Origin of the sequence: Psychroserpens sp. (assembly GCF_047633235.1) — a bacterium.
Lineage (GTDB): Bacteria > Bacteroidota > Bacteroidia > Flavobacteriales > Flavobacteriaceae > Psychroserpens.
On sequence record NZ_JBLIET010000004.1, the window covers coordinates 76835 to 96876 of the forward strand.

Here is a 20042-nt window from a genome sequence, read left to right on the forward strand (position 1 = left end):
TATTTGCAAGAATTAGTTGTACAAAATAACACTAAAATCACAAAAAACAAAACAATCCTGAGCCTAGTAAGAGTAAGACCTACTGTTTAAACTCTAAACGTTTGGTTTGTATTACTTTTTTATAAGTGATTGTATTGTTTAGAAATTGTAAAATATTATCTAATTCTGAAAAAGGAATTGATGCTACTTCGTGCCGTCCCCCTTCAACTCGAAATAAATAATAGGACTTATTTAGTTTTTCTAACATAGTAAAAATTACCCCAGATCCATTTAAAATGAGATAACCTGTCTCGTCGAATTTACACGAATGATGTGCTGCTCTAGAATAAGGAACAAGGTCATCTTTTGTGCCATGAAACAATACTGTTGGCACAGCATTTTCCTTTGTAATATAGTTTTCGTCAACCATGGCACCCGCAAAAGAAATCAAACCAGCATATTTAATATCATCATAATTCGTTGTGTCCTCTATAAAATAATCTCTCATATAAACAGCACTTAATACACTTTCTGCACCTGAACTACTCCCTCCTGCTATTATTTTTTTTGGATTTACATGAAGAGAATCACCATTTTGAATTATATAGTTTGTGGCATCTAGAAAGTCCTCCACAGCTTTAGCAAACGTAAATAATTTGTCTTGTTTTGAACATTGACAACCAAATCCTGTTTTGTAGCCTTCGCGTGATAACCTATAAGATATTGATACTCCTATAAATTTATTTTTCGCTAGGTATTTCATTAATTGTTGCTCATCTTTCCCATCTCTTGATCCTTTAGAAAAACCGCCGCCATGCATCCAAATAACGACAGGAAGTGCACTGTCTTCTTTAATGTTATATGGAGTATATACATCAAGTTTTAATGAATCATTGTTTTTTATTGCATAGGTGTGCGTACTCACTGATTGTGAAAATGCAGTGAAAGAAATGATTATAATTAAGAACTTTATGACTACTTTCATTAGCTGTTTTTGAAAAAAATAAAATAATTAGTAAAACTCAATATTATACAAAAATAGTATGCCTCTAGATTAATATTAATTAAGCGTTAGGACTATTTTCTAAAGTTTAGGATTTAAGAAATCATGCTTTGTTAATCAAAATTACAACTATCTCATGAACTTTAATATGAGTTCTAAAAATTAGAGTAGACAGAATCTATAACCACACCGAAATAAATAATAATCTTAATTATATAAAAAAAGTCATACGTTTTTGTTGATTATACGAAAGTATCGTGTTCAATAGTTATTTTTGTAGATCGTATGGACTCACTCACACAAATTATTTTAGGCGCTAGCGTTGGCGAAGCTGTTCTTGGAAGAAAGGCCGGGAACAAGGCTATGCTTTATGGAGCCATTGCAGGAACCATTCCCGATTTTGATGTCTTTGCCTCTCATTTTACAGATACAGTTACGGCACTTGCAATACATCGTGGATTTACACATTCTATTTTATTTTCTATACTTTTTGCACCAATATTTGGTTGGCTAGTTTCTAGATACGAAACTTATAAAAACTTTAAAGGCTGGTCTTGGTTATTTTTCTGGGCCTTTTTGACGCATCCCATTTTAGATGCTCACACTACTTGGGGAACACAACTGTTTTGGCCTTTAGATTTAAGATTAGCCTTTAAAACTATTTTTGTTATAGACCCTATATATACTTTACCTTTTTTAGCATTCTTAATTTTAGTGCTGTTTCAAAAACGAACATCAAAAAAACGACGCTTGTATAATACTTTGGGATTAACAATAAGCACAATCTACTTAGGCCTTACGTTTTTATTAAAAGGGTTGGCATTTACAAAATTTAAAAATGCTTTACAAAATCAAAACATCACTTTTAACCAGATAGATACTAGGCCTTCGCCACTCAATACCGTTCTCTGGAGTGCTAATATTGAAACAAAAAAAGAATACTTATTAGCTAACTATTCTTTTTTTGATACTCAACCCATAACATTTGATGCGTATCCAAAGCATCATGACCTATTAGGTGATCTTGCTAATAATGATACGGTAAAACGTATGATTGCAATTTCTGAAGGTTGGTACACCATCATAAAAAAAGATGGCGACTTATACTATAATGATTTACGGTTTGGCCTACTTAGTTTAGAGGCAGGATCTCAAGCTTTCGTATTTCAGTATAAAATAGAAGTTGACGCTTTTGGCCGTGTTACCTTTATTGAACAAGCAAAAGATAAACGTGATGCTAAAAAACTGATGATAGATTTATGGCTACGTGCTAAAGGGAATTAGATCTATGGAACACCGGTATCCTTAATATATAAAGCTGCTTAATTATTACTATTTTAATTGAAAGCTTTTTTTAATCCGATAGAAATTGAAATCACAGCACATCAACAATTAGATCGTAATGACTAAAGGTGTTTGCCTCTTAATATTATCGCAAGTCAAATAATTTTATAGCTATAAAATCTATTTGCCAATACAGAAATTAGCAAAGATATTACCCAATAAGTCATCATTAGTGATCTCTCCAGTGATTTCACCAAAATGGAATAATGCTTGACGTATATCAATAGCCAATAAATCACCAGACAATCCAGTTTCTAAACCACTTTTGACCTTTTGAACTTCCTCAAATGCCTTTAATAGCGCATCATAATGACGAGAATTAGTGACAATAGTTTCATTGTTACGCAAAGCTCCAGTGTTTATCAAATCTAATAAGACATTAGTAAGTTGCTCTACACCGAACCCTGTTTTTGCAGATAATAATTGAATTTCAGGTATTGTACTTTGCATTTCTGAAATTTGAACATCATCAATCTGATCTATCTTATTAGACACCACGATTAATGATTTTTGCGGATATTTATTCCTGATTTTTTCAAGCTCAATTTTAAGTTTTACACCTTTTGATTTAAATTCTGTGCTATCAAATAAGAAAATAACGACTTGTGCTTGATCTATTTTCTCAAAGGTTTTTTTGATTCCAATGGTTTCAACAATGTCTTGAGTCTCTCGTATTCCTGCTGTATCGATAAATCTAAAACCAATACCTCCAATTGAGATCTCGTCTTCTATGGCATCTCTAGTGGTACCTGCTATTTCAGAGACAATAGCACGCTCTTCGTTTAAAAGCGCATTGAGCAAAGTAGACTTACCTACATTAGGCTCACCAACTATAGCCACAGGGATTCCGTTTTTTATAACATTTCCAACTGCAAAAGAATCAATCAACCGTTTAAGTACAAATGTGATCTTCTCTAGTAATTCTTTAAATTGATCGCGATCTGCAAATTCTACATCTTCTTCCGCAAAATCAAGTTCTAGTTCAATTAACGAAGCAAAATTTAATAGCTCCTCTCTGAGTTTCGCAATTTCCGAAGAAAAACCACCACGCATTTGTTGCATTGCTACTTGATGAGATGCCTCATTATCACTTGCAATCAAATCTGCTACAGCTTCAGCTTGTGACAAATCTAGTTTTCCGTTTAGAAACGCTCTTAACGTAAATTCTCCGGCATTTGCCATTCGACATCCTTTCCGAAGAAATAATTGAATAATTTCTTGTTGAATATATAAACTACCATGACATGAAATTTCTATCACATTTTCTCCTGTATACGATTTAGGATTCCTAAATACAGAAATCAAAACCTCGTCAAGAATGCGCTTGTCATCTACAATGTGTCCTAAGTGAATCGTATGCGTTGCTTGTTTTTGTAATGACTTATTTTTAACTACAGAAGTAAAATGTGTATCAACGACAGTGATAGCATCACCACCAGAAAGTCTAATTACAGCAATCGCTCCGTTTCCTGATGCTGTAGCCAATGCAATAATAGTATCTTGAGGTATCATTAAATTATTTTTTACAAAAGTATTGCAATTTTAGATTTTATTATGGAAATAGACTTGATTTTCTCGTAAGTAACTTATTATATTTGTAGGACAAAATTTTTAATTATTATACGAACATATTAAAAGCGTTATCAACCAAGGGAATGATTAATAACGTTCAACATGTTATCGTTAATAACCAATACATATAAACACATGAAAAAGCTAGTTTCAATTTTAGCATTATGCTTGTTAATTATAGCATGTAAAACAGAAGAACAGAAACCTCTTGACGGGTATTTAATTACTGGTGATGCTCCTGGAGTTTATAATGGTATTAGAGTGTATCTTCAATCTACCGATGAGCGCAATAGAAAGATTAATAGGGATACTGCCATTGTAATGAATGAGAAGTTTGTTTTTGAAGGTGAAATTGATAATCCAGAAATATGGTATTTATCTGTGAACAGTATAAATGGAAGTTCTCCTTTTATTATAGAAAACGATGTTTACTCAATAGTGCTAGATAAAGACAACGTCGACAAAACTGTTATTAAAGGCCCAAAGGCTAATCAGTCTTTAAAAGCCTACTTTGCCGACATTAAAGAATTAAGCAACAGGCGCACCAAATTGACAGGACAAATGAGAACCGCGGCAGATGCTAATGCTCTAGAAAACGTGAATACTGAAATGGTGAAACTCAATATCGAACAATCAAAAATACCTTTTAGACATATCGAGCTCAATAAAGATAACAGTGCTTCATTAATTTTTATTAATAACGAATTAAACTCTAAAGAGGCAGACATTGATAAATTATCTCAAGCTTTAGATAATCTTGATAGCAATATTAAAGGTTCAAATCTAGGGACTAAAACAACCTTTAGGATAAGTCAAGCGAAGAAAACAAAAGCTGCTGAAGGCGCAACAGAAATAGGCAGTATGGCTCCTCAGTTTTCTGCTCCTACTCCAGACGGAACGCAATTATCTCTTAAAAAAACACTAGGTAAAGTGACCATTATTGATTTTTGGGCTGCTTGGTGTGGACCTTGCAGAAGAGAAAATCCAAATGTGGTTAAAGTTTATAATAAATACCACAGTAAAGGACTAGAAATCATTGGAGTATCACTAGATGGCAGTGGCAGACAAAAAGATCCAAAAGAGGCTTGGATAAATGCAATAGAGCAAGATAAACTCACTTGGCATCAAGTATCTAACCTAAGCTATTTTAATGATCCTGTGGCGAGAGCTTATAATATTAAATCTATTCCTGCTACTTTTATTTTAGATGAAACTGGAAAAATAGTAGCTAAGAACTTAAGAGGAGCCGCTCTGGAAGCTAAAATTGCAGAATTACTGAATTAAATTTATGTGTACTTCGGAAAAGCGCCTTTAATTATAAATTAAAGGCGCTTTTGATTTTAAATCTTACCTAGCTTATGCATAATAAAGAGCACTACTATAGGTATTGCCAATAGACAGACCATGAGTAGTTCTGTTTCAAAAAGAGAAGGCATAAGGATCAACGTAATAACATAACCTCCTACTGCTCCTCCAAAATGTGCATCATGACCAATATTACCAACTCTTTTTTTCATTCCATAGATAGAATACAAAAGATATACAATACCAAAAATGTAAGCAGGAATTGGTATTGGAATAAAGAATAAGTACAGTTCCATTCTAGGATCCAATAATATAGCTGCATACAAAATCCCTGTAACTGCTCCACTGGCTCCTACTGCACTGTATTGGTTTTCGTTTTTATGAAAATATAAGGACAATAAACTACCTAAAATTAAACTTCCAACATAAACAATTAAGAAATTAACTTCTCCAACAAAATAAATAACACGATCTGCAAAAAAATAAAGTGTAAGCATGTTAAATAATAAATGCTGCGTATCTGCGTGTAAAAACCCAGAACTAAACATTCTAAATTGTTCTCCTCTCTTAATACCTCCAATATTAAACTTGTAACGTTCAAAAAAACTATAATCATTAAATCCCTTGTACGATATTAAAGCATTAGCTCCAATGATGATGATGGTAAATAAACTCAAACTACCCATAGACTATTAACGTTTTATTATATATATATTTGTCCCTGCAAATCTAATCAATAATGCAATTTATAATTTACATTTTAGTTTATCCCTTTTTATGGCTTATTTCTATACTTCCGTTTAGATTACTCTATGCGTTTTCTGATGTTCTCTTCCTTTTAATTTTTAGAGTTATTGGTTATAGAAAAAAGGTCGTGATCTCAAATTTAAGACTTGTTTTTCCTGAGAAGGAGGATAAAGAAATTAAAGCCATCACCAAAAAGTTTTATCACCACCTATGTGATATGATGGTTGAAGCCATAAAATCTTTAACTATTACAGAAGCCGAAATGAAAAAACGCTTCACATTCACCAATGTTGACCTTTTACAGGATCTTGAAAAAAACGGAAGAAGTGTGGCGCTAATGTGTGGGCATTACGGAAGTTGGGAGTGGATTTTTGTCCTACAAAGTTTCATCAAAAATAAAGGATATGCAGTTTATAAGCGTATTGAAAACAAATATTTTGATAAACTAATTAAAGGAATTCGCGCGAAGTATAATAGCGAATTGATAACCACCAAAGAAACCATTTCTACATTGCTGAAAACAAAAGTTAATAAGACAAATTTCGTCTGCGGATTTGTCTCAGACCAATCTGCTAAGCCATGGAAAGCACTCCATTGGGGAGAATTCATGGGTTATAGAGTACCCATGCATACTGGAGCCGAAATGCTAGCAAAACGTCTTGACTTAGCTGTCGTTTTTTTTAGAGTGAAGCGTTTAAAAAGAGGGTATTACGAAACTACATTTGAAACCATTGCAGAACATCCAAAAGAGTTTAAAAATTACGAGATTACAGATATCTTTTTTAGATTAGTAGAACAACAAATTCACGAAGCCCCAGAATATTATTTATGGACACATAAACGCTGGAAAGACAAAGACAAATCTCCAGAAGAGTTTAGTAAAGTTAAAGCGTAAACCAAGTTTTTATTTGGGAATTATCTTGGGTTTTCCCAACCAATGACTCATGAATAAATTCATTAGATTTTCCATCATATTGATAGCTTTCAGCCCATTCTTTATGATTTTTAGCTAACGCTTTGATACTTTCACAAACAAAATTCATTTCTTCATTTGTAGTTGTTGGATGAATAGACATACGTATCCAACCTGGCTTACGAACTAAATCTCCAATCGAAATTTCATTCGTTAATTCATTACTCGTTTGTTGATCCACATGTAATAAAAAGTGACCATAAGTGCCCGCACAACTACAACCACCTCTCGTTTGAATCCCAAAACGGTCATTTAAAATCTTCACACCAAGATTAAAATGCAATGCTTCTACATAAAAAGAAATTACTCCCAGACGATCTTGGTGTTGACCAGCTAGGATATGAATATTTTCTTCGGAAGCTAATGATGTAAAAACGATATTCACCAATTCGTGTTCTCTTTTGAGGATATTACCCACTCCCATTTGCTCTTTTAACTTAATAGAAAGAGCGGCTTTTATCGTTTGAAGAAAACCTGGAGTTCCGCCATCTTCTCTATCTTCTATATTTTCAATATATTTATGTTCTCCCCAAGGATTTGTCCAACTTACAGTTCCACCTCCTGGACAATCAGGAACCATATTTTTATATAACTTTTTATTAAAAATCAACACACCTGAAGTTCCAGGACCTCCTAAAAACTTGTGTGGAGAGAAGAAAATAGCATCTAAATTTTGTAATTCATTTTCTGGATGCATATCAATTTTTACGTAGGGCGCAGAACATGCAAAATCAACAAAGCATACGCCTCCATTTTCATGCATGACCTCAGCAATCTCGTGATAAGGAGTTTGAATTCCTGTCACATTAGAGCCTCCTATAACAGAGGCTATTTTTAAAGTGCGCTCTTTATAGTCTTCTAATAAAATCTTTAAATTTTCTATACTAAACAGTCCATCTTCATCTGGTGGTATCACCTCAACCTTGGCAATTGTCTCCAACCAAGATGTTTGATTAGAATGATGCTCCATATGAGTAATAAAAACAACAGGACGAATTTCATCAGGAACCACTGTATATTGTTGTAAATTTTCGGGTATTTTTAAACCTAAAATTCGTTGAAACTTATTTACCACATCAGTCATTCCATTACCTGAGACGATAAGAACATCATCTTCATCACAATTGACATGATTTTTGATAATGTGCTTGGCCTCGTGATACGCTTTAGTCATTGCCGTACCCGAAACAGTTGTCTCTGTATGTGTGTTGGCAACAAAAGGGCCAAACTCATTACAAAGCTTTTCTTCTATTGGCCTATATAATCGTCCGGAAGCAGTCCAATCTGTATAGATTATTTTTTTGTTTCCAAAAGGCGATTCAAATTCTTGATCTATTCCAATGATATGTTGCCTAAACTGATTAAAATACAGTTCTAGTTGGGATGGTTTAGACAGAGAAACTTCGGTATAAATCATATTAAAATACTTTAAGTAAAGATACTAAATGTTTGCAAACGTTTTAATTTCAGAAATAATACGATCCGCTAAATTATCTGCCTCTTCTTGACTTGGTGCTTCTGTATAAATTCTAATAATAGGTTCTGTATTACTTTTTCTCAAGTGCACCCAAGAATTAGCAAAATCAATTTTAACACCATCAATAGTCGTCAGGTTTTCTTTAGAATATTTATCCTCCATCGCAACGAGTAAACCGTCAACATCCAATTGTGGTGTTAATTGTATTTTCTTTTTGCTCATAAAGTAATTAGGGTAGCTCGCTCTAAGCGCACTCACTTTCATTCGCTTTTCTGCTAATAAACTTAAAAATAAAGCGACACCTACTAATGCGTCTCTTCCATAATGAGATTCCGGATATATAATTCCACCGTTGCCTTCACCACCGATAATGGCATTATTTTTTTTCATTAAATTGACAACATTCACTTCTCCTACAGCACTCGCTTCATAAGAGCCACCATGTTTCTCTGTGATATCACGAAGCGCTCTTGTAGAACTCATATTACTCACTGTGTTACCCGGTGTTTTACTCAATACGTAGTCTGCACAAGCCACCAATGTGTATTCTTCACCGAACATCTCTCCCTTCTCGTCCATAAAAGCCAAACGATCTACGTCTGGATCCACTACAATTCCAAAATCTGCATTCGCTTTTACTACAGCCTCAGATAAATCTGTTAAATGTTCTTTAAGTGGTTCGGGATTGTGAGGAAAATGACCAGTAGGCTCACAGTATAACTCTATAGCATGTACCCCTAATCGTTCTAATAATAAGGGGATTGCTATTCCTCCTGTAGAATTAACACCATCAACTACTACTTTAAAATTGGCTTTTTCAATGGCCTTTTTATTTACTAATTCTAAATTTAAAATTTCATCAATATGAAGATCAATATAGGCATCATTAATTGTAATCTCACCTAAGTCGTCGACCTCTGCAAATGACATCTCATTAGATGCTGCAATTTTTAAGATTATAGCACCTTCTTCTCCATTTAAAAATTCGCCTTTAGCATCTAGAAGTTTGAGTGCATTCCATTGTTTTGGGTTGTGACTCGCTGTTAAGATAATCCCTCCATCTGCATGCTCCATAGGAACTGCTATTTCAACAGTTGGTGTTGTAGATAGTCCTAAATCAATGACGTGAATTCCTAATCCAACTAAAGTATTCATTACTAAATTTTGAATCATCTCTCCCGAAATTCTCGCATCTCTACCAACCACTACTCTATAATTGTCTTTATCGCGTTGTTGTTTTATCCATGTACCATAAGCAGCCGCAAATTTAACGGCATCAATTGGAGTGAGATTATCTCCAACATTACCACCAATAGTACCACGTATTCCTGAGATTGATTTTATAAGTGTCATCCTAGATATTTTATTTTCAACAAATATACTATTTCAAAATTGTAATACTAAGCTCACAATTCGTAAATTACTCGAATGAATTTTTTAGCCCACATTTTTCTTTCCAACAATGATAATCAAATCACTATTGGTAATTTTATTGCTGACGGAATACGAGGTAAACGCTATAAAAAATACCCTATAAATATTCAAAAAGGGATTTTATTGCATCGCCAAATAGACACCTTTACAGACGCACATCCAACCGTAAGGATAAGCACTAAGAGGTTGCATAAAAATTACGGACATTACAGTGGTGTCATTGTTGATATTTTGTATGATCACTTTCTAGCAAAAAATTGGTCACACTATTCTGAAGTTCCGTTGCCTGATTATATCGATAACTTCTATGATTTATTAGAAGATAATTTTGAAACACTTCCCATTCGTATTCAAAAAATGATGCCTCACATGATTGCAGATAATTGGTTGTTAAGTTACGCCAAAATTGAAGGCATCCAAAAGGTTCTAAATGGCATGAATAAACGAACTCAAAATATATCTGGAATGAATACCGCTACTTCAGAACTCAAAGCCTTTTACACAGAATTTGAAACAGAATTTACGTCTTTTTTTGAAGAACTTAGAACGTTTACAAAACTAAAATTAAAAGACATAGAAATCCAATTAAATGATGAAAACTAAACTATTAGTTATATTGATAAGGGTTTCGTTATAGTCTTTTAAAATAGAACCTATTTCTAATCGAGGTATCATCACCAAAAATGCAATAGTCCTTCCTGCGCGTTAAAAAGCCTCAAAAACAGGAGCGATTTTGTACAACAAGGTGCTAATGTTTTTGTGCAATGTTTGCGACAGAAATGCCACTCACTCTGATTATCCTTAGGCTGGTAATGTCGGAGTCGCCAGAAGAAATTAAAATTCAACCAAATAGCTTCAATCAATCCGTATTTGAGAAACTAGAATATAGAGGGCATAGCATTAACAATAAACGATCTCCTGTTTTTGTTAAAGTGGTTGCAATTCTTTTATTAACTGATAGAACTTCAGAGGCTTGTACAGATTCCCGTAATGATGATATTGGTGTTGGGTTTTAACATATCAATGTCCAAGCTATATTAACATTTTTGTATATTTAAAACGTAAAAACAATGTCTTTCAAAACCAACCACATTATGAGAAGTATTTTCATTGGACTATTAGGTCTATTCACAATCTCTATTTCTGCCCAAACCAAACTATTAAGACAACCTACAATACATGGTAACGATGTCGTTTTTGTCTATGCCAACGACCTTTGGAAAACATCCACTAATGGTGGAACGGCCATCAGGCTTACCAGCGACGATGGGTATGAATCTAATCCGCATTTTTCAAATGACGGAAAATGGATCGCATTTTCTGCGCAATATGATGGTAATGTCGATGTGTTTTTAATCGCTTCGGAAGGTGGAGAACCACAACGTCTCACCTATCATTCTGCAGTAGATATTGTTCAAGGATGGACACCAGAAGACAACATTTTATTTCGCTCCAACCGAGAGGGAAAACCAACGCAAACCACTAAATTCTTTACTGTATCTCCAAAAGGAGAATTACCTGTGGCTTTAGATATTCCTCGAGCTGCTTATGGAGATATTTCTGCAGATGGCTCCCATATTGCCTACACACCGATCACCTCTTGGGATCCAGAATGGCGGAATTATCGTGGTGGTCAAGCCATGCCAATATGGATTGTAGATTTAAAAACTAAAGAATTAATAACCACACCTCAATTAGATAAAGAGCGTCACCTTGATCCTGTTTGGCTTAATGGTATTGTTTATTATTTATCTGAGCGCGATTATACGAGTAATATATGGTCTTTTGATCCTTTAACAAAAACCGAAAAACAGCTGACTTTTCATAAAAAATTCGATACCAAGAGCTTAGACGCTAGTTCAGATAGGATTATTTATGAACAAGGCGGATTATTGCACACGCTCAACCCACAAAATGGAACGATCAAAACATTACAAATTGAAGTGAAAGCAGATCTCAACTTTTCACGTGAACGCTGGGAAGATGTATCAGGAGGACAATTATCTAATCCTAACATTTCACCTAATGGAAAACGCGCCATCTTTGAGCATCGAGGCGATATCTTCACGGTTCCTAAAGAAAACGGAACATGGAGGAACTTAACAAATTCGTCTGGTATAGCAGACCGTGCACCAATTTGGTCGCCTAAAGGTGATAAAATTGCCTGGTTTTCCGATAAAAGTGGAGAATATCAAATGGTAATTGCAGATCAAAACGGTCAAAACCAACAATACATCCAACTACCAAATAATACATTTTACTTTCAGCCAGATTGGTCTCCAGACGGAAAATATATCGCTTACACAGATACAGATTTTAATATCTGGATCATTAATTTAGACTCTAAAAAAGCAATTATTGCAGATACCGAAGGTTACGCTCATCCAAATCGCAGCATGAATCCTAAATGGTCGCCAGATAGTAAATGGATAGCATATGCCAAACAAAATAATAGCAGTTTTAAATCTATTTATGCCTATAATATAGACTCTAAAAAGATTACTCCTATTACAGATCCTCTTGCAGACGCTATTAGTCCAGTTTGGGATGCATCGGGAAAATATTTATATACGTTAGCAAGTACTAATTATGGATTAGCTACTGGATGGTTAGATATGAGTTCTTACGATCCTAAAACGACGAGAAGTTTATACGCTGTCGTTTTATCTGCGGAAGACAAAGCGCCTAATCATATAAAGACAGATGAGGAATCTCTCGAAGATATTACAGATGAAAAAAGCGATAAAAATAAAGATTCAAAAGATGATGCAAAACCAGATGCTAATGTCCTTGTGAAAATTGATACCAATGGGTTGTTTGATAGGGCTATTGCACTAAACTTACCTGATGGTAATTATATAGCGTTGGCTAAAGCACCCAAAAGTCATGTGTTTATTGTAGAAGCTGGAAAAGACAACGGAACGGTTAAGATTCATGATTTTGACACTGAAAAAGATGAAGCTTCTTTTTTTGACGAGGGTGTTCAGCAGATGCTCATTTCCGAAGATAGAAACTCTACGCTTCTTAATAAAAACGGACAATGGGCAATTGTCGCTACGAAAGGAAAAGCTGACTTTTCCGAAGGAAAAATTGATACGAATCTTAAAATAAAAATTGACCCTAAAGAAGAATATAAACAGATTTTTAAAGAAGGTTGGCGCTATATGCGTGACTTTTTATATGTTGACAATGTGCATGGAGCACCATGGGATGATGTGTATAAATGGTATTCGCCATGGATTGATCATGTGCGTCATAGAACCGATTTAAATTATGTAGTTGATATTATGAGCGGTGAGGTTGCAATTGGTCACTCTTATGTTCGTGGTGGTGATTTACCAAATATTGATCAAGTTCCTGTTGGCTTATTAGGAGCAGATATTGTACTCAATAATGGTTCTTACCAAATCAAAAGAATATTTACTGGTGAACGTTGGAATCCAGGAATCAATGCGCCTCTAGCTCAACCAGGAATTACGATAAGTGAAGGTGATTATATTCTAGCTATAAATGGAACTACGCTGTCTGCAAATGTAAATCCGTATGAGTTATTAGAACAAACAGCTGGTCGTGAAATCAATATTACAGTTAACAGTAAAGCGTCAATGTATGGCGCTCAAACGGTTTTAATCAAACCTGTTGCTAGTGAGCGTAATTTAAGGTATTTAGATTGGGTTGAAGGTAACAGGCGCAAAGTCGACCAGTTGTCCGATGGAAAACTAGCTTATGTTTATATTCCAAATACAGGAGAACCAGGTTTCACATCATTCAATCGCTATTATTTTTCACAGCAAGATAAAAAAGGAGCCATCATAGATGAACGCAATAATGGTGGCGGATCTGCTGCAGATTATATGATTGACATCATGAATCGTAAACTCTTTGGTTATTTTAATAGTAAAACGAAAACCAATCGTCCTTGGACGACACCAATGGCAGGTATTTGGGGGCCAAAAGTAATGATCATTAATGAACGTGCTGGTTCTGGTGGTGATTTACTGCCTTACATGTTTAAAGAAGCTAATCTAGGAACCTTAGTAGGTACAAGAACTTGGGGCGGACTTGTTGGCACTTGGGACACACCTGCGTTTATAGATGGTGGTCGTATGGTTGCACCTCGTGGTGGTTTTTATGATACCGATGGAAATTGGGCTGTAGAAGGTGAAGGTGTTGCTCCAGATATTGAAGTGATCCAGCATCCTAAATTGGTGAGTCAAGGTAAAGATCCTCAATTAGAACGCGCTGTTGAGGAAGCTATGAAACAATTAAAAGTTAAAGAGTTTGAATTAATGCCAGAGCCTACTGCTCCAATACGATCCAAGCGTCCTGAAGGTTATAAAAACGACAACTAAATTAGTGTCTGTTTGATTTACAGTTTATATTTAATAAATAAGATGACCACCGCGGTGATACTATTATTTTGATTAAAAAAAAACTCATTATTACACAGAGATTCATTGAGGTACATGATAAGCAATCACGCTTTGAAACTTGGAGCACCTCTAAGAATCCCTGCGTTACAATTAAATAAAAATCTTAACTTCGAATTTCGAAATAATAAACAATATAAATCCGTGTTCAAAAAGAAACCAACTCCAAAAAAAATTCTAAAAATCATAGTTGGAGTCATCATCTTCTTCACACTGCCCACACTCCTGCTCTTTGGGTTTATGTACTTTAAATACAATGAAGATTTACCAACAGGAGAACAAGGACCTGCTGCAGACAAACTCGCTACTAGAATGCTTAATTCTTTAAATTATGATGCGTATAAAGCTACAGATTATATTGAATTTACCTTTAAGAAACGCCATCGTTTTAAATGGTCTAAAACAAAAAACACTTGTGAGGTATATTGGGCAACTATTAATGTCGATTTAGACTTAGCGAATAACGATAGGTCTGAAGTTTATATTTCTGATATAAAATACGACGGCGTTGAAAAGAAAGATTACATCCAAAAAGCAGTAGATCTTTTCAATAATGATTCCTTTTGGTTGGTAGCTCCATACAAAGTATTTGATCCCGGTGTAGAACGTAGACTTGTAAACACAGAAGATAATAATGAAGCCCTGTTAGTAACCTATATTAATGGTGGTTCAACGCCTGGAGATTCATACTTATGGCATTTTGATGCTAATGGAAAACCAAAGAGCTATCAAATGTGGGTGGACATCCTACCAATTAATGGATTAGAAGCATCTTGGAGTGATTGGGTTACGACAAACACGGGAGCTGAATTACCAACGTTTCATAAGTTGTTGGTTTTTGGGTTGGAGATTGAGGGTGTTAAGACAACAAAATGACAATAATTAAACCAGAACACCTAGTATAAGAATATAAAAAAGAATTGATAATAAGGAATGGTTTTGATAGAGCTCGTGGTGCGCCTACCAGTTTTATTGACTTTTCGATATATAGTATAAAAGATTTGTTAATTCAAGATTTGAAAGCTCACATCATTAGTGGATAAAAATCCAAATATTTTGGAGATACTATTCAAAAAAATCCTGATAATTCTGTGTTTTCAGATAGAGATAATGACTCGATACAGCATAGTTTACGTGGAGCTTTAAAAAAAGATTATAAAGAAAGTTATGAAATATTAATGAGAATCTGAAGATAGTGGGTATATGAAAATTCAAAAGACACATACTACTCTCACAATGTCTGCCTCCAGAATGATTGATGACGAAATGACCAGAACAAAAATCATTACTTTTGAAGATTCTTCTTTTCCCCCTTATCTGGACACAAATAAATAAGCAGTGTGTAAATGATTAACTACTCTTTTGTCCAACAAACTGTTGCGACTTCATTTTAAACAACACATTAAAACTTGTTAAACTTCCATAACTACGAGTAATGTATTGCTGCAAATCTATTTTCTCCTGTTCGTCAAGGTTTTTACTTGCATTGATTTTTTGTTCCATAACACGTAATCGATCTCTTACCATAGTAATTTTATGGAAAAAACTATCTATTGTTAATTCCTTGCCTCGTAAATTGGTATCTCCAGGTTCCATGATGAGTTTTCCACCTTTCCATTTATCTGAAATGTTGACCACCTCACTAACATCACTCCACTTTTTTAAAATATGAACAAGGCTGCTCTCTACATCTGCAAAACTAATTGTGTCTACGTCATCTTCGCAAGCTTCAATAACTTCAAAATCGCTATCAATTTCAATAGTTTCTAATCCGTTGTCCATAAAGGTGACCCAATAATCTTTTGAGGTGACGTTTGTGACGACGCCTTTTCCAAATTCATTGTGGTTAATTCTTGACCCTATTCCTAATATATTCATGGTTTTTATTGTTTATTCTGATACACTAATTTAAATATTAAAATAGAAATGGAGTCGTGATAGACTGCTTATTATTTATGGTTTATTATTTTAAAAATAGTACTAACCTTTTAACCGTTAATTATTTGTAAAAACCACTGTTCTTGTCCTCTTTTTTGAATAAATTTATGATATTAATACTTAAATTAATTTTAATTATGAAAAAGCTATTTTTTACATTACTATTTTTAGGATTGTGCATTAGTATGAATGCACAAGATCAACCAAAAATTGGAGATATATTAGAGATAAATGAACCTTATGGTCAACAATATCAATATGTAAAACTGCCAAAACTTAATATTTTGAAGAAGCGGGGGGTTGTTAACAACTACAAAAGTGTCTATGGAAATAAGGTTGTCGTAGAAGACATTAAAACTAAAAAAAATGGCACTACGTATGTGACTCTTAAAAAAGAAGACGGATCCAAATTTTTCGGTTTTTTAAGTACTGTAAAAGCTAGTTATGAAAACTCTATTGATTCAGGAGAGTTATCTATTTCAAAATAATACCTAGACATCCATTTATAACATGGATAAACTATTACTCCCACACTGAACCTGTACGTTAAATTAGCAACTAAATCTGTACCTTTGCACTTTTGATATTAAAACACACATTCCAATACATTTATGACCAAATTTGACGATGCAATTGAGGTGCAAGGTGCCAGAGTTCACAACCTAAAAAATATTGATGTTACTATTCCTAGAGAAAAACTTGTAGTGATTACAGGTTTATCTGGTAGTGGAAAATCATCACTAGCATTTGATACAATTTATGCGGAAGGTCAACGACGTTATATTGAAACATTTTCAGCGTATGCTAGACAGTTTCTTGGGGGTTTAGAACGTCCTGATGTTGATAAAATAGACGGATTATCTCCGGTCATCGCTATTGAACAAAAAACAACGAGTAAATCACCAAGATCTACGGTTGGAACTATTACCGAAATTTATGATTTCTTGAGGTTACTATACGCTCGCGCTAGTGATGCTTACAGTTATAATACTGGTGAGAAAATGGTGAGTTATAATGATAATCAAATTCAAGAATTAATTAAAGAAAGCTACAAAGGAAAGAAAATAAATATCCTCTCCCCTGTCGTGCGTTCTCGTAAAGGTCATTATCGCGAATTATTTGAACAAATCGCTAAGCAAGGCTTCGTAAAAGTAAGAGCAGATGGAGAAATAAAAGATTTAGTTAAAGGCATGAAACTGGATCGTTACAAAATGCATGATATTGAAATTGTAATCGATAGATTAAAAATTGACGATACAGATGATAATGACAAACGTTTATCTGAAACTATAAATACAGCAATGTATCATGGTGATGACGTCCTTATAGTTATAGATCATGACACGAACGAAGCACGTTATTTTAGTCGGAATTTAATGTGTCCATCCTCTGGTATTTCTTATCCAAATCCAGAACCGAATAACTTTTCGTTTAACTCGCCGAAAGGCGCTTGTCAAACGTGTAACGGTATTGGGACTTTGTATCAAGTGAATGAAAACAAGATTGTACCTGATGACTCATTATCTATAAAAGCTGGTGCATTAGCACCTCATGGACCACAAAAAAATAGCTGGATTTTCAAACAGTTTGAAACGATAGCACAACGCTTTGATTTTAGTTTGAGTGATCCTTTTAAAAGTATTCCTACAGAAGCTAAACAAATGATATTCTATGGTGGGAGCGACAAGTTTTCCGTAGAAAGTAAAACTTTAGGCGTTACCAGAGACTACAATATCGATTTCGAAGGTGTTGCTAATTTTATTGAAAGTCAATATAAAAACGCAGAAACAACGTCACTGAAACGCTGGGCAAAAGAGTATATGGACAAGATTGAATGTCCCACTTGTGAAGGATCCCGTTTGAGAAAAGAATCGTTATATTTTAAAGTCAATGGTTTAAACATTGCTGAATTAGCAAATAAAGATATCATTGATCTTGCCGATTGGTTTGAAACTTTAAATAGCCATTTAAGTAAAACACAATTACAAATTGGTGAAGAAGTCATCAAAGAAATTAGAGTGAGGATTAAATTTTTATTGGACGTTGGTTTAGATTACTTGTCCTTAAATCGAGGTTCAAAATCCCTATCTGGTGGAGAAGCGCAACGTATTAGGTTAGCAACACAAATTGGCTCTCAGTTAGTTGGTGTACTCTATATTTTAGATGAACCGAGTATTGGTTTACACCAGCGTGACAATGAGAAACTCATTAATTCACTAGAGTCTCTTCGTGATATTGGCAATTCTGTGATTGTTGTAGAACACGATAAAGATATGATACAACGTGCCGATTATGTCATTGATATTGGTCCGAGAGCGGGGAAATATGGTGGAGAAATTATTAGTATTGGTACTCCTGCAGAACTACTTACTCATGATACGTTGACTGCTGATTATCTTACTGGAAAGAGACAAATTCCTATTCCAGAGACCAGACGAAAAGGCAATAGCAAAAAGATTGCACTTAAAGGTTGTACTGGTAATAACTTAAAAAATGTTTCTATTGAACTTCCTTTAGGTAAAATGATAGGTGTCACGGGAGTTTCAGGTAGTGGAAAGTCAACACTCATCAACGAAACATTATACCCAATAATGAATGCCCATTATTTTAATGGTGTCAAAAAACCGATGCCATATAAAAGTATTAAAGGGCTAGAGCACTGTGATAAAGTGATCGATATTAACCAATCTCCAATTGGACGAACACCACGAAGTAATCCTGCAACTTACACCAAAACGTTTGATGAGATTAGAAGTCTCTTTGCTAAAATCCCTGAAGCACTTATTAGAGGTTATAAACCCGGTCGTTTCAGTTTTAATGTCAAAGGTGGTCGTTGTGAAACCTGCCAAGGTGGTGGTTTAAGAGTTATTGAAATGAATTTTCTTCCAGATGTTTATGTAAAATGTGAAACCTGTCAAGGGAAACGGTTTAATAGAGAAACACTAGAAATTCGGTATAAAGGGAAATCTATAAGTGATGTTTTAGATATGACCATGGACGAGGCTGTAGATTTCTTTGAACACATTCCTAAAATTCATAGAAAATTAAAAACCATTGTGGATGTAGGATTAGGATATATTACTCTTGGTCAACAAAGTACGACACTATCTGGTGGTGAAGCACAACGGATCAAACTAGCAACAGAATTAAGCAAACGAGATACAGGTAATACCTTCTATATTCTAGACGAACCCACTACTGGTTTACATTTTGAAGACATTAGAGTCTTGATGCTTGTACTTGATTCGCTAGTCGATAAAGGAAATACAGTTTTAATTATCGAACACAATCTTGATGTTGTAAAGCTATGCGATTATATTATTGATATTGGTTATGAAGGTGGTCAAGGTGGTGGTGAAGTTGTTGCTAAAGGTACTCCAGAACAGATCATAAAAGATAAAAAGAGTTACACTGCTAAATTTCTTAAAAAAGAATTAAAATAAAACACATTTCCAAAAAAAAAGTAATACATCCAGTATGAAGAGAGATGTAAATTCTATAGCTTCTGCCATCTTAGTGGTTTATAGTTTTTATGTCACTTGAAACAGGACATTAACACTAATACGTATGCAATCCACTTTACAGATTGCAATAGTAATTTGTATAACCTTATGTCAAATAAGGTTTTAAGGAACTATTTCTCAATTTAGATGACGTTGTTTAGTTCATATTTTATTAGTTATTAAAGTTATTGGAATTCTCTACAATATTATTAAAAAACGTAAATCTTTACAGGTTAAAATATATAATTCTAAAGGAAGAGCATTCCATTGATTCGGATTGCTCTTTTTTTGTTTATAAATCATCTAACTAAAACACTATTTAGTACCTATTTTTATC

General features: G+C 34.2%; 15 protein-coding genes. 9 read left to right on the forward strand and 6 right to left on the reverse strand.

Annotation, left to right across the window (positions count from 1 at the left end; all coding sequences use genetic code 11):
• Positions 1 to 79: 79 nt before the first annotated feature.
• A complete protein-coding gene (locus ACJAZK_RS02175) occupies positions 80 to 964 on the reverse strand; it encodes an alpha/beta hydrolase (RefSeq protein ID WP_415222386.1) in 885 nt (294 codons plus the stop codon).
• 303 nt (positions 965 to 1267) lie between these two features.
• Here ACJAZK_RS02175 and ACJAZK_RS02180 point away from each other — a divergent pair, with 303 nt between their 5' ends.
• Positions 1268 to 2266: a metal-dependent hydrolase gene (locus ACJAZK_RS02180; protein ID WP_415222387.1), complete on the forward strand. Its 999-nt coding sequence runs from the start codon at positions 1268 to 1270 to the stop codon at positions 2264 to 2266.
• Positions 2267 to 2446: 180 nt separating this feature from the next.
• On the opposite strand, the gene mnmE is transcribed toward ACJAZK_RS02180, so the two are convergent.
• Positions 2447 to 3838 carry a tRNA uridine-5-carboxymethylaminomethyl(34) synthesis GTPase MnmE gene (gene mnmE, locus ACJAZK_RS02185; RefSeq protein ID WP_415222388.1) on the reverse strand — a complete coding sequence of 464 codons (1392 nt, stop codon included), beginning with the start codon at positions 3836 to 3838 and terminating at the stop codon, positions 2447 to 2449.
• Positions 3839 to 4033: 195 nt separating this feature from the next.
• Here mnmE and ACJAZK_RS02190 point away from each other — a divergent pair, with 195 nt between their 5' ends.
• Complete coding sequence (locus ACJAZK_RS02190) at positions 4034 to 5182, forward strand: redoxin domain-containing protein (protein ID WP_415222389.1); 1149 nt, start codon at positions 4034 to 4036, stop codon at positions 5180 to 5182.
• Positions 5183 to 5238: 56 nt separating this feature from the next.
• Here ACJAZK_RS02190 and ACJAZK_RS02195 read toward each other — a convergent pair whose 3' ends face one another.
• Positions 5239 to 5889 (reverse strand): rhomboid family intramembrane serine protease, encoded by a 651-nt coding sequence (locus ACJAZK_RS02195; protein ID WP_415222390.1) that lies wholly within the window; start codon positions 5887 to 5889, stop codon positions 5239 to 5241.
• Positions 5890 to 5942: 53 nt separating this feature from the next.
• Here ACJAZK_RS02195 and ACJAZK_RS02200 point away from each other — a divergent pair, with 53 nt between their 5' ends.
• Positions 5943 to 6845, forward strand: a complete 903-nt coding sequence (locus tag ACJAZK_RS02200) for a lysophospholipid acyltransferase family protein (RefSeq protein ID WP_415222391.1) — start codon at positions 5943 to 5945, stop codon at positions 6843 to 6845.
• On the opposite strand, the gene ACJAZK_RS02205 is transcribed toward ACJAZK_RS02200, so the two are convergent.
• Together ACJAZK_RS02205 and glmM are read right to left on the reverse strand one after the other, a co-directional pair.
• Positions 6835 to 8340 (reverse strand): aminotransferase class V-fold PLP-dependent enzyme, encoded by a 1506-nt coding sequence (locus ACJAZK_RS02205; protein WP_415222392.1) that lies wholly within the window; start codon positions 8338 to 8340, stop codon positions 6835 to 6837. The two genes, ACJAZK_RS02200 and ACJAZK_RS02205, sit on opposite strands and share 11 nt — an antisense overlap.
• Positions 8341 to 8364: 24 nt before the next feature.
• Positions 8365 to 9753 (reverse strand): phosphoglucosamine mutase, encoded by a 1389-nt coding sequence (gene glmM, locus ACJAZK_RS02210; RefSeq protein WP_415222393.1) that lies wholly within the window; start codon positions 9751 to 9753, stop codon positions 8365 to 8367.
• A 75-nt stretch (positions 9754 to 9828) separates the two neighbouring features.
• Between glmM and ACJAZK_RS02215 the strand changes: the two genes are divergently transcribed.
• The 4 genes from ACJAZK_RS02215 to ACJAZK_RS02230 all read left to right on the forward strand — a co-directional run bounded on the left by ACJAZK_RS02215 (position 9829) and on the right by ACJAZK_RS02230 (position 15140).
• Positions 9829 to 10437: an ACP phosphodiesterase gene (locus tag ACJAZK_RS02215; RefSeq protein ID WP_415222394.1), complete on the forward strand. Its 609-nt coding sequence runs from the start codon at positions 9829 to 9831 to the stop codon at positions 10435 to 10437.
• Positions 10438 to 10646: 209 nt separating this feature from the next.
• Complete coding sequence (locus ACJAZK_RS02220) at positions 10647 to 10850, forward strand: hypothetical protein (RefSeq protein WP_415222395.1); 204 nt, start codon at positions 10647 to 10649, stop codon at positions 10848 to 10850.
• Positions 10851 to 10928: 78 nt separating this feature from the next.
• A complete protein-coding gene (locus ACJAZK_RS02225) occupies positions 10929 to 14186 on the forward strand; it encodes a S41 family peptidase (RefSeq protein ID WP_415222396.1) in 3258 nt (1085 codons plus the stop codon).
• 222 nt (positions 14187 to 14408) lie between these two features.
• Positions 14409 to 15140, forward strand: a complete 732-nt coding sequence (locus ACJAZK_RS02230; protein WP_415222397.1) for a hypothetical protein — start codon at positions 14409 to 14411, stop codon at positions 15138 to 15140.
• A gap of 474 nt (positions 15141 to 15614) precedes the next feature.
• On the opposite strand, the gene ACJAZK_RS02235 is transcribed toward ACJAZK_RS02230, so the two are convergent.
• The gene (locus ACJAZK_RS02235) at positions 15615 to 16142 is read right to left on the reverse strand and encodes a hypothetical protein (protein ID WP_415222398.1); all 528 of its coding nucleotides are present in this window, start codon (positions 16140 to 16142) and stop codon (positions 15615 to 15617) included.
• Positions 16143 to 16339: 197 nt separating this feature from the next.
• Between ACJAZK_RS02235 and ACJAZK_RS02240 the strand changes: the two genes are divergently transcribed.
• The gene (locus ACJAZK_RS02240; RefSeq protein WP_415222399.1) at positions 16340 to 16690 is read left to right on the forward strand and encodes a hypothetical protein; all 351 of its coding nucleotides are present in this window, start codon (positions 16340 to 16342) and stop codon (positions 16688 to 16690) included.
• Positions 16691 to 16813: 123 nt separating this feature from the next.
• On the forward strand, positions 16814 to 19645 hold the full coding sequence (uvrA, locus tag ACJAZK_RS02245) for an excinuclease ABC subunit UvrA (RefSeq protein WP_415222400.1): 2832 nt from the start codon (positions 16814 to 16816) through the stop codon (positions 19643 to 19645).
• Positions 19646 to 20042: the final 397 nt, after the last annotated feature.